The sequence below is a fragment of the Pseudomonas sp. PHC1 genome (genome assembly GCF_046487845.1).
In the GTDB taxonomy this organism is placed as follows: domain Bacteria; phylum Pseudomonadota; class Gammaproteobacteria; order Pseudomonadales; family Pseudomonadaceae; genus Aquipseudomonas; species Aquipseudomonas sputi.
The window spans coordinates 281,144-293,991 of record NZ_JBJXHJ010000001.1 but is presented as its reverse complement, the minus strand read 5'-3'; the positions used below and the strand labels follow the sequence as shown (position 1 = coordinate 293,991).

Genomic DNA, 12,848 nt, shown 5'->3' with positions numbered 1-12,848 from the left:
TCACTGTTTGCGTTGCTTGCGGGGCGCTGGTACTTGCCGGCGATGAAGAAGGCTTTCGACAAACCGCACATCCCGGAATGTAACGGACGTCGAGTTTTGGGCCGTCGCTTTAACCTTGACGCTGCCCGGCTCGCCACTGGTGAATGTCATCTCGGTACGCCCCTGTTGATCAGTGACAGTTTTGATCCCAAGCTGAACCAGCGGATCGAACGTCCAGTCCACCAACTCGCCTGCGACAGGATTGCCGTAGTCGTCCACGACGATGGCGCGGTAGGTCACCGGAGTTCCGATCAGCACGATGCTGTCGGGCAAGGGGAAAGGGTTTTGGGTTTTCAAATGGAGCGTGGCCAAATCCGGCCCGATCTCGATCCTCGGTGCGGCCGTTTCCTCCCCCAGATCCAGCCAGAAAACGGGAGTGACGCTGCCCATCCGGCTTCCCGGGAAAAACTTCACCGTCGCCGTACCGGTGCTGTCGGTGGTGATCATTGGAGTTTCAAACCGGCCCTGTGTAGTGGCGAAATGAACATTGACGTTTATTCGCGGCTGGCCTTCGCGGTTCTCTACGATTACGGTAAATTCGGCAAATTCGCCGGGTTTGTTGGCGATCAAACTGACGGGATCGGGTACCGTCGTCCAGCGCACGATCACGTCCTCCCCCACGGCCATGACGTCGTCGGCATAAGTCGGTTCGGGCGTGGTCGTCAGGCTGGCGCTGACAAGATCAGCGACCCGCTCATAGGCGGCATATTCGCTCTCCGGTGGCAGCTTCCCGAGTTCGAGGAGTGTCCTGGCGCTTTGACCAGTCTTTTTGGCAAGCAAGCGAATGCGGATCAGCACATCGAGCTGTTGCAGGGTCATGATCAACCCTATCGACGGGTTCACATGAGCGGCGCAAATGAGCACTTCATCCATGCTCCAGTTGAACAGCCCGGCGAGCCACTTCGCTGCACGTTCCTGAACCAGCTCAAGACCTTGATTGCTCAGGTTGGCCGGCAACTCGTTAATACGGCGCAGATAGTCAACCAGCCTCGTTTCCGGCTGATCACTCATGCCCAGTGCTCGTTTGTAGGCTGTCAGGTAGTACAACATTGACAGGTCGAATACGTCGACCGAATGCAGACCGAACGCTTGGTGATACCCGGTCGCGATGAAATAGGTGAGGAATTCACGACTGAGTTCCAGCTTCGCGACCACGGCGCTGCGTCTTGAGAACTCGGCCAACACCTGCAGAACAGGATCGCTCGGCAGCTCTTCACGCCGCAGTACAGTAGCGCTGTCCCTGGAAGCTTCCGGCAATGCGAGTACTGTTGCCAATACGAAATGCACATTTGTGCCGGACCAGCCAAGCACCTGCAAAACCAGATCCGGCTTCAGACCGCTATACGCAGCCAGCCCTTCCTGCACCATACTGTTCTGACTGGCGCGGCAACGCAGCACGACCGCCAGAATCAGCTCCACCAGGCCTGCATCGAGGCTTCCCGTCTCCGACACCACGGCCTGCTCCGTCATTACCCGGGCGTGGGCTTCGTAGGCCTGATCCGCTGATTCAACAAAATCACGAATCAGTCCCTGTTCGTCAACCAACGCCGCCAGCGCCCGCAACCACTGGCGATTGTTCGACAAGGGCTCGACGCCGGCTATTTTGAAAGCTTCTTCCGTCACCAGGGTCACCGGGGCCTGCCGACGCCATTGATCGAACAGCATGAGTTGTCTTTCATCGGGCCGGCTCGCTGGCCACGTTGTTGCTTGTTGCACAACCCAGTGCACTGGTAACTGCGCGGTCCTGGCCCATTGAACGCAATCCATCAAGGCATGCATCACACTCAGTACGTCCGGCGTGTCGGCTGAGTGCTGGTTGTTGATCTGCGGCACGCCGGCCAGCGTGTTCACCCACACCTGACCTCCCTTGAGGTTCAACAACAGGACCGCCTCGATCGGAGTGATCCCCAATAACCGGGGCAGTCTGACCATGCGATAAAAACTGGACACGATCGGCAAACTGCATGTGAGCTGAGTCAGACCGTGAGCGGCGGCAATCAGGTGGGCGAGGTAAAAATAGGTTTCCAGATCAATGCCCAGACCTGCGCACAACTGCTTGACGGTCAGCAGGTCGTCAGCGGTCACGGGAATCACCGGGAAGGATCGGTCATCAAGCACCAATGCACGCGAACTGGCGGCACCACTGTTGAAAATTCGATCGTATTGGGAACGCTCCGTGCCGCGCCCGAAAACGGAAAGCGGCCCGATAAAGGCGGCGAAGTCTTCTGCGGTGCATTCAGGGAGCTCCCGCATTTCCTGAAACAGACCGACAGCTCGCAGAGTATTGGGCGTGATCCAATAGCGAGAGGGCGTCGGCGGGGGCACTTCAGCGAGCATTGCCGCCACGATCAGTCGATCGGTCTCGTGACTGGCCAACCGCAACCAGTCCGTCAGTCGCACTATACGATTGGCACGCTCAACCCGATCGGGTTCCATACCCTCGAAACGGTTAAGCAGATCCACGCCGGTATTGACGATGGTGATGGGCGGGGACTTTGCCTCATTAACAAACACAGACCCATGGTCTTTGCCTGTTACAGGGGCCGCGACGAAACCCGGCGCATTTTCGGACAGGAAGGGAGCAAAACCTTCAATCGAAAGCAATTTCTCAAGCGCCAACGTCTCCAGTTTCGTTCTTTCATTGAAAACGGCGACGAGCCTCAGATTACCCACCGAAATATCCTTGAGACCAAGGTATTTCTGGTAGAACTCCTCCGCCCCGTCTGGAAAATAACTCGCCTCTGTCAAGATTGTCCGCTGTGATGGACTCAACCGTGTCGCTTGAACGAGAGCATCATCCGACTTGTCGCTCCACGGTGCCGAGCGAAGAAAATACGGATACTGCAAATCGCACAGACGCACCACGCTGCCCACCGATTCGCCATACCCCTTCAGCACATGATCGAGCGTGACCCAGGGAAAGTGAAAGGGCAGCCCGCGAGGAAATGCCTTCTGGCTCAATGCTTCGTCGAGGTTCTGAATGGCCCCCTGCGTAGAGATGATGAAGCGCTCCATGATGTGACTGATCACTTCCACCGACGACACTGAACCATGGACGGCCTTGACATCGATCAACAGTTTTTCGAGATCCGTACGCCGGTCAACCAGCGGAAGAGCATCGCCATTGGTCACGCCCAGACGATGCAATGCCCAATGCAAAAGGGCTGTCAGATACGCGGCAGGCGAATGAATGGCTTCGATCGCACCCGGCGGGCACAAGGCGTCGAAATTCGGGTTGAACAACAAGGCATAAGTCGGACCGATATTGAGCCCCTTACGTGCAACAGCCCTGACATCTCTGGTGGTCAGCTGGTACTCGATGAAATGCCGCAATACCACCGTCGACAGCACATTGAGGCGCTGCTGGAACTCGCTGGCCTGTTGCCGGTTCAACCCAAAGTCGTGCATCAACCCGTCGACGCCCTTCTGCGCCAGTACGGCGACCGATCCCCCCGCCTTGAAAAACCGTGTCATTGCCGTCGTGGACGAGCGCTTGGGTTTACCGGCCGCTTGAACGAACATCTTCTGAGCGATCTGGGCGGGAGAACGGGTCATGTTGAGGCTCCTGGTTCCGACACGGTTTCCAGTAAAGGAATGGCGAGTTTCGCGTCGCCCCTACGATGAATTTGGCGTCATCGAACGGGCGCCGTCTACTGTCAGAACTGACAGTAGAGGCAACCATTGGTCGGGTTAAGTCTGGCGCGGTGATTCCTCAGTCGACACGACTTCAAATCGTTTGCTGTCCGCTGGCATGGAACGTTTCCCTTCCACGACCTGCACGGCGCGAGCCCATTGCGGACCCGGTGGCAGATGTCGCTCGGATACTCCGGCCCAACGTCCGTCGCTGGTCACCAGACCTTCAGCATGATTCTCGTCGGCGTTGTACCAGGCACCCACATCGACCTGCGAACCCGCCGAAGCACCGCCTGCGAATCCGGGTGTTGGTTTCACCCAATTGCCCTGCGACGGTTCGTCAAACGTGGGTGGGGCCGCAAGCCGCTGCACCACACGGGGCAAAGACCAAGCGGAGCGGTACTCGCCCTTACGCTGCTCGGCGAGGAGTGAAAGGTCGGTGTCGGCCTCAGGAAGCTCGACCGGACAGGACCACGTCCCGTTCTCCTCAACCTCGGCCTGCCCCAGCTCCGTTCCATCAGACAAGGCAACCACGACGGTATCTTCCGGGTAGCCGAACCCACAGATCACCGCAAACTGTCCGACAGCCTCACCAACGCCTGGCGTTTCAATGAAAGGCTTGTCGGGAACGACCGTTACAGATACATCCTCAGTAGGCGGCGACATCTGATCCTTGAAGTACTGCGTGGCATTCAGTACGCATGCCCCCAATGGCCGTGTGAAATGCTGACTGAAATATCCATTGCCAAAATCTGGAAAAACACGATAAGACTCGCCATCGACTCGCAGCTCGACCTCAGTCCGGTCGAACCCTTTCCCCGCTCTGGCGTAGCCTTCTACCGTGAATGTCCGGGGGACCGATGTTCCTGTTTCTGGAAAGTCGATCGTTGGCGCAAGCAACACCACTATAAATTCGACCGGGGCACTGTGTTGCGACTGCAGATCACCCAGAACCTGCACGGCGAAAACCGTGTGGGTCTGATACTCGAGTTCCGTGAGCTGCACCGACCAGTCATCGCCTGTCGCGATCGCTTCTCCCAACAGCACTCGGCTCGCGAAGTCGTACACGCTGATCGTGCAACCCTCGATCCCGCCGGTGCCGTGCAATATCGGCAAATGATCCGTCTGCCCATTGGCTGGCGGCGTGATAACGGGTGTGCTCAGTACGATGTCGAAGGACATGGACACCTGATTGGACGTTTGCCCACCGAAAGTCTGCGTGACCGTGACCGTGTGCCTGCCGGGGCTAAACGCCGTGGGGCGCTGGAAGTCCCATTGCCCGTTCTTGTCCGTATCCGCAACCGTATAAGGAGTCGGCTCGTTGCTGAACGTGATCGTCAACTGCGCTCCCGGCCAGCATTGGCCAACAACCGTTGCAAACAAACCGTTCGGAGTTACTTTTTCGATAACGGCAACTGGGGCGGGGATAATCACTGAAAGAGGGGGTTGAACCCATTCCGATTGCAGCGTTTTGAACCTCTGAATGGCCGTAACCCGATACGAACCGGGAGCCCAGCGTGCGGTTGCCGTGCTGGACCAGGTCGAATCTGCGCGAACGTCGACGATTGGCACGATCGCAGAACTGGCATCTTGCAACCGGACTTCGACACTGGAGGCCGGTTGACCGGACCAGTTCCTGCCCGTACCGGAGAACGTGGGAATACCGTCCGGGCTGACGCGGGAACTCAGTGTCGGGAGAGGAACAGGCACCTCGACGGAGGTGCTTTCCGGCGTCCAACCCGAATAAATAGGAGACCCTGTAACGTCGGGCACACTTTGTCGGCCGCCGATCAGCGAAGTACCCGGCAACCAATCGGGAAAGAACACCGACCAGGGAGACTCGTTCACGATAAAAGAGTGGAAAGGCGTGAAGTTGCCCTGAACATGAAGATCGAACATCGCGCCGATATGTCCGACACCTCCGAGGGTCACCTTGCCTTGGTCATCGACTTGTACCGTCAGCTTGTCCGGTTGTGGGGGGGCAAGTTTGACCGTTAAATACAGACTTCGATCGGAAGGAGTACCGTTGAGTATCTGCACGCAAGCGATGCGGATTACCCCTGGCGGGATGTCGGCCGGGATAGAGACAGACGCGCTCCAGCTAGAGCCTTGGGCCCGACTGGTGCCAAGCACCCTGTCATTGAGATCAAGCATGACCTTGATATCGGATCCCGCTACCCCCCCGGTCCCGCTGACATTAAATGTACGGTTCACAATTGTATTGGCGGGAGGATTGGCAATGAGCAGGGTGCCGGGTTTGACACGGACATCGACAGGCACCGGGTTGGACCACTTTCTATTCCCCAATGAGGTGATCTGCTCGGCAAGAAGAATGAATTCGCCGTGCGGCAAGGGTTTGGTCAGGGTAATGCGCCACCCAATGCCCTGAACGGTGCCCGTCCCATAGATCCCGCCAGTACCATCTTGCCTCCAGATATTAATTCTTGCGCCAGTCTGGCCTCTACCATTGATCGTTGGATTGGCCACGGTGATGACTTGATTCGGTTTCGGATCATCGATTAAAGGATCCGCGACCGGTAACGTTATTGTGAAGGAGACAGGACTCGACTCTAGGTGTCCTTGCCAGCCGGTGTATTCCTCTCGAACCGAGACTGTAAGACTCCCCTCGGACGAAATGTAAGTCGTCAATGACCAGGTTCCCACACCACTTGTGCCAGATACATAACCCACGCTGCTATGAGGCTTACCATTGCGCCACAACTGGACCTTTGCACCGGCCTGCCCGGTGCCCGTTATCGTAGGGGTGGTTGTAGGGAAAATGGTTCCGGGTGGTGTCGTGATTGTCGGCGGATTTGCGGCAAAGAAAGGAGTGGAGTTGTACCATTCCTTCCACTGATTATCGGCATGCTTCCGGTAATGGATTTCGTGTAGCCCCGCTCCCAAGTCAAATTCAGTGGTGTATCGGAATGCATCCCTTACAGTCTTCGTATGGAACTCATTGTTCGGGCCGTGAAAATCCATTTGAATCGAATTGAATACCCCCATGTTTATTCCGATTACCTGATACCCCCTTGTCCTGGAAATGAAGGCTCTGGGACCGGGAGCGGTAATCGGGGAGTCGATAAGGAAGGGCACTGCTGGATCTGAACTATCAGCTCGTGAATCTGGAGCTTCGGATGAGCTCTCGGTATTTCCAGAAAGAGGTGCTCCAAACGATTCGGCAAGTGGTTCGTCATTGACATCATCGTCTGTTGTGTCCATACCCTAGACCTCACTGTTCAATTGCTCGAAGACTGCGCTGGGTCATTAATAGCCATCCCACCTCTCAGCCACACCTGACACTTCTGACAGTCCCGACAAGCGGTAACTCTTCCCACACCCCAGTCCGGCAGCGTCCTGCAAGTCGTAACAGCGGGCTACGATCGCTTGTGCCATTGCCTACAAATCCCTCAGAATCCGCCGGCTTGTGCGCCTTGGCGTTGCCCCGTAACTTGATCCCCGTCGCTGCAATCAGCGGCCGGGTTTAGTCGCCCGGGGTCTTAGTACGTTGCGCATAAGCGTCATCCAGTCGGGTACTCCCTATCCCCGCACTTGATGGTGGCTGTTCGCAGGGCGCCCTCGGGCGCACCGGTACGTACTCCCGGTCGACTAACCTGCTTACAGCCGCCACCCTTTCTCGTTTAGTCGCGAGCCAGAAAGTGGCAACAACGATGAGTACGACTACATGAAAAAACCGACGCCAAATCCACCATTGAACGCCGACCCAACGGACCCGACCGACCAACCCGATCCGGTCTCCCCCTACGCCTCCATCGATTCAAGAAAACTCCACGATGCGGCCCACAAGGCCCTCGACTTCTATCTCAATCCCAGGCCGGAAAAACCACGCAACTCGGTGGATCGCGGTATGCAGATGTTCAAGGTCGACCCCGACATCAACCCGGAAGCGATTGCCATCCAGACCTACGAAACCTTCTCCTCGGTCAGCATCCTGCTGCTGGATCTGGCCGACAGCCTGGAGGACAAGCCGCGGCATCTGGCGATGGCGATCTATCAGTTGAGTGAATTGGGGTTGTTGCTGGCGGAAAAGACGCTGGATAACGAGCGGGCAATTGCGATAGACGCATAAACGAGAAAAGGGTCGTCACCCTGGGCAGGTGACGACCCTTTTGTGTGCCTCACGCCGAGGCAGGCAATGGCTGAAAACTGAAGTACTGTTTCAACGCCTCGACCAGTTGCCCGTATTCCGGTGGTGTCCGGTACAAGCTGAAGCCGGCGTCGTAATGCTGAGGGGTCGCGTCTTCGTGGCACCACAGACAGCACGCCGTCAGGTCGATGACCTGCTGACAGCCCTCGCCCAGGGGGATTTTCAGACGCAGCTTGAATTCGGCACCGATCATCATCGGCAACTGGCTGATAAGCATCAAACCGTCTTCGGAGACGTTGCCCAGAAACCCGATGGGTTTATCGGTGATGCTGTTGAACACTCGCAGAAAATACGGCAACTGGTGTCGTTCGATTCGACGGTCGGTAAACATGAACGTATCGCCATGCATGGCCCGATGACCGGGCCGCACTGTGCTTCGGAACGAACCTGCCCGGCAGGTCCGCTCTCCCCGCTCCCGGTGTGGCGCTCGCCACGTACTTCACATGCCGGTCGCAGGTGTTGCGCCGCTTTAGAATCCAGACTCTAAACCGGTGTCATTGGACTATAGCTCAGCTTGTACAGCCGGCCAGATTTTGTATGACAACCTCCATCAGAAGCGGGTTGGACGTACCACGGCGGCGGCGCTTCGAGTCGGGTAGTGGCCCAGGCTCTGCAGGGTTTCCAGACGCGCGCGGGCGCGGTAGGCGTATTCGCTGTTGGGGTATGAGGCAATGATGAACTGATAGGTCTGCGCCGCATCGACGAACATCTTCTGCCGTTCCAGACACTGTCCGCGCATCATCGACACTTCCGGCCACACATAAGGGCGGGCGCGGCTGGCGCGTTCGACCTTGGACAGCTCGAGCATCACCTGCTCGCAATTGCCCCGGTCATAGGCGCTGTAGGCGTTGTTCAGATGATGGTTCATCGACCAACGGGTGCAGCCCGAAGCGGCAAGGACGCTGAGGGCAAGGGCGGCAATGGGCACGAATCGCATGGGGGTTCTCCTGTCTTGTGCTCTGTATCGACCCCTGATCGGAAATCTTCAGGTGCGTTTGTCCCAAAGTTGTCGCGTTCAATAAAGAAAATAGAAAGTAGTGCAAACGAACAATGACTACACCCTTCGAGCATAGTAGCCTTCGCTGGCGCTTGAACCTGAGGAGTCTTTGCATGTCCGTCCGTCGTACCAAAATCGTCGCTACCCTTGGCCCGGCCAGTAACTCGCCGGAAGTTCTCGAACAGCTGATTCTGGCTGGCCTGGACGTCGCCCGTCTGAACTTCTCCCACGGCACCCCCGACGAGCACAAGGCTCGCGCGAAGCTGGTGCGTGACCTGGCTGCCAAGCACGGCCGTTTCGTCGCCCTGCTGGGTGACCTGCAAGGCCCGAAAATCCGTATCGCCAAATTCGCCAACAAGCGCATCGAGCTGAAGATCGGTGACAAGTTCACGTTCTCCACCAGCCATCCGCTGACCGAAGGCAACCAGCAAGTGGTCGGCATCGACTACCCGGACCTGGTGAAAGACTGCGGCGTGGGCGACGAGCTGCTGCTCGACGACGGCCGCGTGGTGATGCGCGTTGAAACCGCCACCGCCACCGAGCTGAACTGCGTCGTGACCATCGGCGGCCCGCTGTCCGACCACAAAGGCATCAACCGTCGCGGTGGCGGCCTGACCGCGCCGGCCCTGACTGAAAAAGACAAGGCCGACATCAAGCTCGCTGCGGAAATGGAAGTCGACTACCTCGCCGTGTCCTTCCCGCGCGACGCCGCCGACATGAACTACGCCCGTCAACTGCGCGACGAAGCCGGCGGCACCGCCTGGCTGGTGGCGAAGATCGAACGCGCCGAAGCCGTGGCCGACGACGAAACCCTCGACGGTCTGATCAAGGCGTCCGACGCGGTAATGGTTGCCCGTGGTGACCTGGGCGTGGAAATCGGCGACGCCGAGCTGGTGGGCATCCAGAAGAAAATCATCCTGCACGCACGCCGCCACAACAAGGCGGTGATCGTGGCGACCCAGATGATGGAGTCGATGATCCAGAACCCGATGCCGACCCGCGCTGAAGTGTCCGACGTGGCCAACGCCGTGCTCGACTACACCGACGCCGTGATGCTGTCTGCCGAATCCGCTGCCGGCGCCTATCCGCTGGAAGCCGTGCAGGCCATGGCGCGCATCTGCGTCGGCGCTGAAAAGCACCCGACCAGCAAGACGTCCAGCCACCGCATCGGCAAGGAATTCGAGCGTTGCGACGAAAGCATCGCGTTGGCGACCATGTACACCGCCAACCACTTCCCGGGCGTCAAGGCGATCATCGCGCTGACCGAAAGCGGCTACACCCCGCTGATCATGTCGCGTATCCGTTCCTCGGTGCCGATCTACTGCTTCACCCCGCACCGCGAAGCCCAGGCCCGCGCGGCGATGTTCCGTGGCGTGTACACCGTGCCGTTCGACCCGGCTTCACTGGCACCGAACGAAGTCAGCCAGAAAGCCATCGACGAGCTGGTCAAGCGCGGCGTGGTGGAGAAAGGCGACTGGGTCATCCTGACCAAGGGCGACAGCTACCACACCACCGGTGGCACCAACGGCATGAAGATCCTGCACGTGGGCGACCCGCAGGTCTGAGTGACCGGTTGCTGAAAACGAAAAGCCCCGCCATGTGAATGGCGGGGCTTTTTTGCTTCAGACTTCCTTGTAAGCCCTGGAAAGTACCGCTCGTCGAAACTGTTATTTCTAACAGTAGCGAAAGATATCTCGCGGAGTGAACGCTAAGCGCTCTTTTACAAAAGGAGCAAAAGAGATGTCGACCTCTTCAAATTCAATTCCCGTATTCAATGGTGAACTCGATTTATCCTTCGCAGACCAAGGCAAATTTACCCTGCCTGTGATTCCGAATACTGTAAGCACGACCATTCTCGGATTACGCAAAGATGAAAAACATCTTTACCTGGCTGGTTACATTTTTTACCAGCCTTTAAAAAATGACTATGTGTGTTGCCGTCTGAGCCTTGATGGAAAATTTGACACGAGCTTCGGCGACCAAGGATATGCCAGAGGAAACTTCCCTGAAGAGGACGGCCAAACCAACGGTGTGGCTGAACACGTTATTGTTCAAGACATCGATGGGGAGAAAAAAATCCTGCTGATTGGGCAACACAATAACCAGTACCAGCGACCCGCTCTGATTCGCCTGAATTCGGATGGCAGCCCGGATAAAAGTTATGGGAAAGACGGAACGGTCATTATAAAACTTCCTTCTACCCCCCTGCCCGCTCCAGATACTCCCGGTAGCACAGCCAATATTCCTCAGGCTATCGCCTTGGAGGATGGCAAGGTTATCGTTCTAAAAATAGCGACTGAAGGTACATATATTATTAGAGTTGACAAAGATGGATCGCTCGACAAAACATTCAATGGCTCAGGCTATCGATTATTCAACGCCCCGAATGGGGGGAACACTTTTTTACGTACCGTTTTAAATACCACGGACGGCAAGTATTTGTTAGGCGGATACCAATTCGAACCTGGAAAACCGGCTTCAGGGTTGATTATCCGATTACTGACGGACGGAACAGAGGATCCTGACTACGGGGTAAACGGAGTTGTAGAGATTGTAGATGATAGTGCCCAAGAGAGAGGCTTTGTATTTGATACGCTTGCGCCTCAAAACAATAACCGTACGGCCGCGATTGGTCTGGCCTCACGCAGTGTACGGTCAGGCTTGATTACCAGCCGTGAACCCGACGGCAGCCCGAACATTCAATTCAACAAGGCAAGCCCACTCGTCACACAGTTGGAGTTTTATCCAACAGCTTGGTCTGCTGGACGAGTGTTGCCCAATGGCAAGCTGCAAGTCGCCGGGCAGGCCGATGAACCACTAGGTTCCAATAAAAATCTTGTGGTTGTTCAGCTCCAACCCAACGGCGAATTCGATAACACCTTTGGCATAAACGGTGTCGTGCGTTTCGCTGGCGATGCGGGTGCAATGATGATGCTCAATGAGAACAGGGTGTTTTTCAGCACGCATGAATCTCAGCAGGTCATTCAGTGTGGTCTTGTTCCTTGACCAGGCGAAAGACTGGCTCTCTTGGGCCATCAAACATCCGGGTGAGGTTTCACACCGGACGTTGTCTGAACGTCTTGAACCTGTAGCACTCTTGCTCGGCAGGTGAAGAGGAAAGGGAGTCGAGCGGAGGCCTTTCAAAACAGGCATTCAACAATTCGGTGATGACTTGTTGAATGCCCAAGCCCCCAGGTCGGCTCACTCCCTCTCCTGCGCAGAAGCTGGAACGGGTTGGCTTTCAATGCCGCTTGATGAACCCTGTCAACGCCACCAACGCCTCCGGCGAGCGCAGCCGCTGGGTGAACAATTCGCCCTCCTCCTCGATCACCTTGCGAATCAACTCGCGATCCGGCGCCCGCATCAATTGCTTGCTGATGCGTACCGCCTCGGCCGGCAGCTCATCAAACCGCAACGCCATCTCCCGGGCCTTGGCCAGTGCCGCTTCGCCGCTGCCCAATGCCTCGGTGGCAATCCCCCATTGCGCGGCTTGCTCACCGGTAAAGCCGTCACCGAGCAACAACAACTCCGACGCCTTGGCCTGCCCGAGCAAGCGCGGCAGGATCAGGCTGGAACCGAACTCCGGGCACAAACCGAGATTGACGAACGGCATCCGCAACCGCGCATCCCGCGCCACGTAAACCAGATCGCAATGCAGCAACAACGTCGTGCCAATCCCCACCGCCGCCCCGGCCACGGCAGCGATCACCGGTTTGCGACACTCCAGCAGATTGAGCATGAACTGAAACACCGGGCTGTCGAGGTCGCTCGGCGGTTGCTGGATGAAATCGGCAATGTCGTTGCCGGCGGTGAAGCACTCGGCGCTGCCGGTGATCAGCACGGCGTTGATTTCGGGGTCGCGGTCGGCCTGATTCAGCGCCTCGGCCAACTGGCTGTACATGGCGCGGGTCAGGGCGTTTTTCTTGTCCGGGCGGTTGAGGCGCAGGGTCAGCAAACCGCGTTCGCGGTGCAGCAGAATGGCTTCGGGCATGGCGTGTCTCGCGTCTGAAA

At 57.3% G+C, this 12,848-nt stretch carries 8 protein-coding genes; 3 read left to right on the top strand and 5 right to left on the bottom strand.

The window, feature by feature from the left end; all coding sequences use genetic code 11:
• Together ACKJSM_RS01285 and ACKJSM_RS01280 are read right to left on the bottom strand one after the other, a co-directional pair.
• A complete protein-coding gene (locus tag ACKJSM_RS01285; protein ID WP_410236456.1) occupies window positions 1-3,594 on the bottom strand; it encodes a Tc toxin subunit A in 3,594 nt (1,197 codons plus the stop codon).
• A 135-nt stretch (window positions 3,595-3,729) separates the two neighbouring features.
• Complete coding sequence (locus ACKJSM_RS01280; protein ID WP_410236455.1) at window positions 3,730-6,894, bottom strand: hypothetical protein; 3,165 nt, start codon at window positions 6,892-6,894, stop codon at window positions 3,730-3,732.
• A 463-nt stretch (window positions 6,895-7,357) separates the two neighbouring features.
• On the opposite strand from ACKJSM_RS01280, the gene ACKJSM_RS01275 reads away from it, so the two are divergent.
• A complete protein-coding gene (locus ACKJSM_RS01275) occupies window positions 7,358-7,762 on the top strand; it encodes a DUF6124 family protein (RefSeq protein ID WP_410236454.1) in 405 nt (134 codons plus the stop codon).
• Between the two features lie 49 nt (window positions 7,763-7,811).
• Here ACKJSM_RS01275 and ACKJSM_RS01270 read toward each other — a convergent pair whose 3' ends face one another.
• Both ACKJSM_RS01270 and ACKJSM_RS01265 read right to left on the bottom strand, forming a co-directional pair.
• Window positions 7,812-8,171, bottom strand: a complete 360-nt coding sequence (locus tag ACKJSM_RS01270; RefSeq protein ID WP_236182988.1) for a PilZ domain-containing protein — start codon at window positions 8,169-8,171, stop codon at window positions 7,812-7,814.
• Window positions 8,172-8,390: 219 nt separating this feature from the next.
• Window positions 8,391-8,777 (bottom strand): tetratricopeptide repeat protein, encoded by a 387-nt coding sequence (locus tag ACKJSM_RS01265; protein ID WP_011335675.1) that lies wholly within the window; start codon window positions 8,775-8,777, stop codon window positions 8,391-8,393.
• Window positions 8,778-8,950: 173 nt separating this feature from the next.
• Between ACKJSM_RS01265 and pyk the strand changes: the two genes are divergently transcribed.
• Both pyk and ACKJSM_RS01255 read left to right on the top strand, forming a co-directional pair.
• Window positions 8,951-10,402: a pyruvate kinase gene (gene pyk, locus ACKJSM_RS01260; protein ID WP_085697206.1), complete on the top strand. Its 1,452-nt coding sequence runs from the start codon at window positions 8,951-8,953 to the stop codon at window positions 10,400-10,402.
• 175 nt (window positions 10,403-10,577) lie between these two features.
• Window positions 10,578-11,843 (top strand): hypothetical protein, encoded by a 1,266-nt coding sequence (locus ACKJSM_RS01255; RefSeq protein ID WP_410236453.1) that lies wholly within the window; start codon window positions 10,578-10,580, stop codon window positions 11,841-11,843.
• 235 nt (window positions 11,844-12,078) lie between these two features.
• Here ACKJSM_RS01255 and ACKJSM_RS01250 read toward each other — a convergent pair whose 3' ends face one another.
• Window positions 12,079-12,828 carry an enoyl-CoA hydratase-related protein gene (locus tag ACKJSM_RS01250; protein ID WP_410236452.1) on the bottom strand — a complete coding sequence of 250 codons (750 nt, stop codon included), beginning with the start codon at window positions 12,826-12,828 and terminating at the stop codon, window positions 12,079-12,081.
• Between the last annotated feature and the right edge of the window lie 20 nt (window positions 12,829-12,848).

Excerpts from the sequence above, each read along its gene's own strand:
- ACKJSM_RS01270 (WP_236182988.1), bottom strand. The coding sequence starts at position 8,171 with ATGTTTACCGACCGTCGAATCGAACGACACCAGTTGCCGTATTTTCTG.
- ACKJSM_RS01265 (WP_011335675.1), bottom strand. The coding sequence starts at position 8,777 with ATGCGATTCGTGCCCATTGCCGCCCTTGCCCTCAGCGTCCTTGCCGCT.
- ACKJSM_RS01280 (WP_410236455.1), bottom strand. The coding sequence starts at position 6,894 with ATGGACACAACAGACGATGATGTCAATGACGAACCACTTGCCGAATCG.
- pyk (WP_085697206.1), top strand. The coding sequence starts at position 8,951 with ATGTCCGTCCGTCGTACCAAAATCGTCGCTACCCTTGGCCCGGCCAGT.
- ACKJSM_RS01255 (WP_410236453.1), top strand. The coding sequence starts at position 10,578 with ATGTCGACCTCTTCAAATTCAATTCCCGTATTCAATGGTGAACTCGAT.
- ACKJSM_RS01285 (WP_410236456.1), bottom strand. The coding sequence starts at position 3,594 with ATGACCCGTTCTCCCGCCCAGATCGCTCAGAAGATGTTCGTTCAAGCG.
- ACKJSM_RS01250 (WP_410236452.1), bottom strand. The coding sequence starts at position 12,828 with ATGCCCGAAGCCATTCTGCTGCACCGCGAACGCGGTTTGCTGACCCTG.
- ACKJSM_RS01275 (WP_410236454.1), top strand. The coding sequence starts at position 7,358 with ATGAAAAAACCGACGCCAAATCCACCATTGAACGCCGACCCAACGGAC.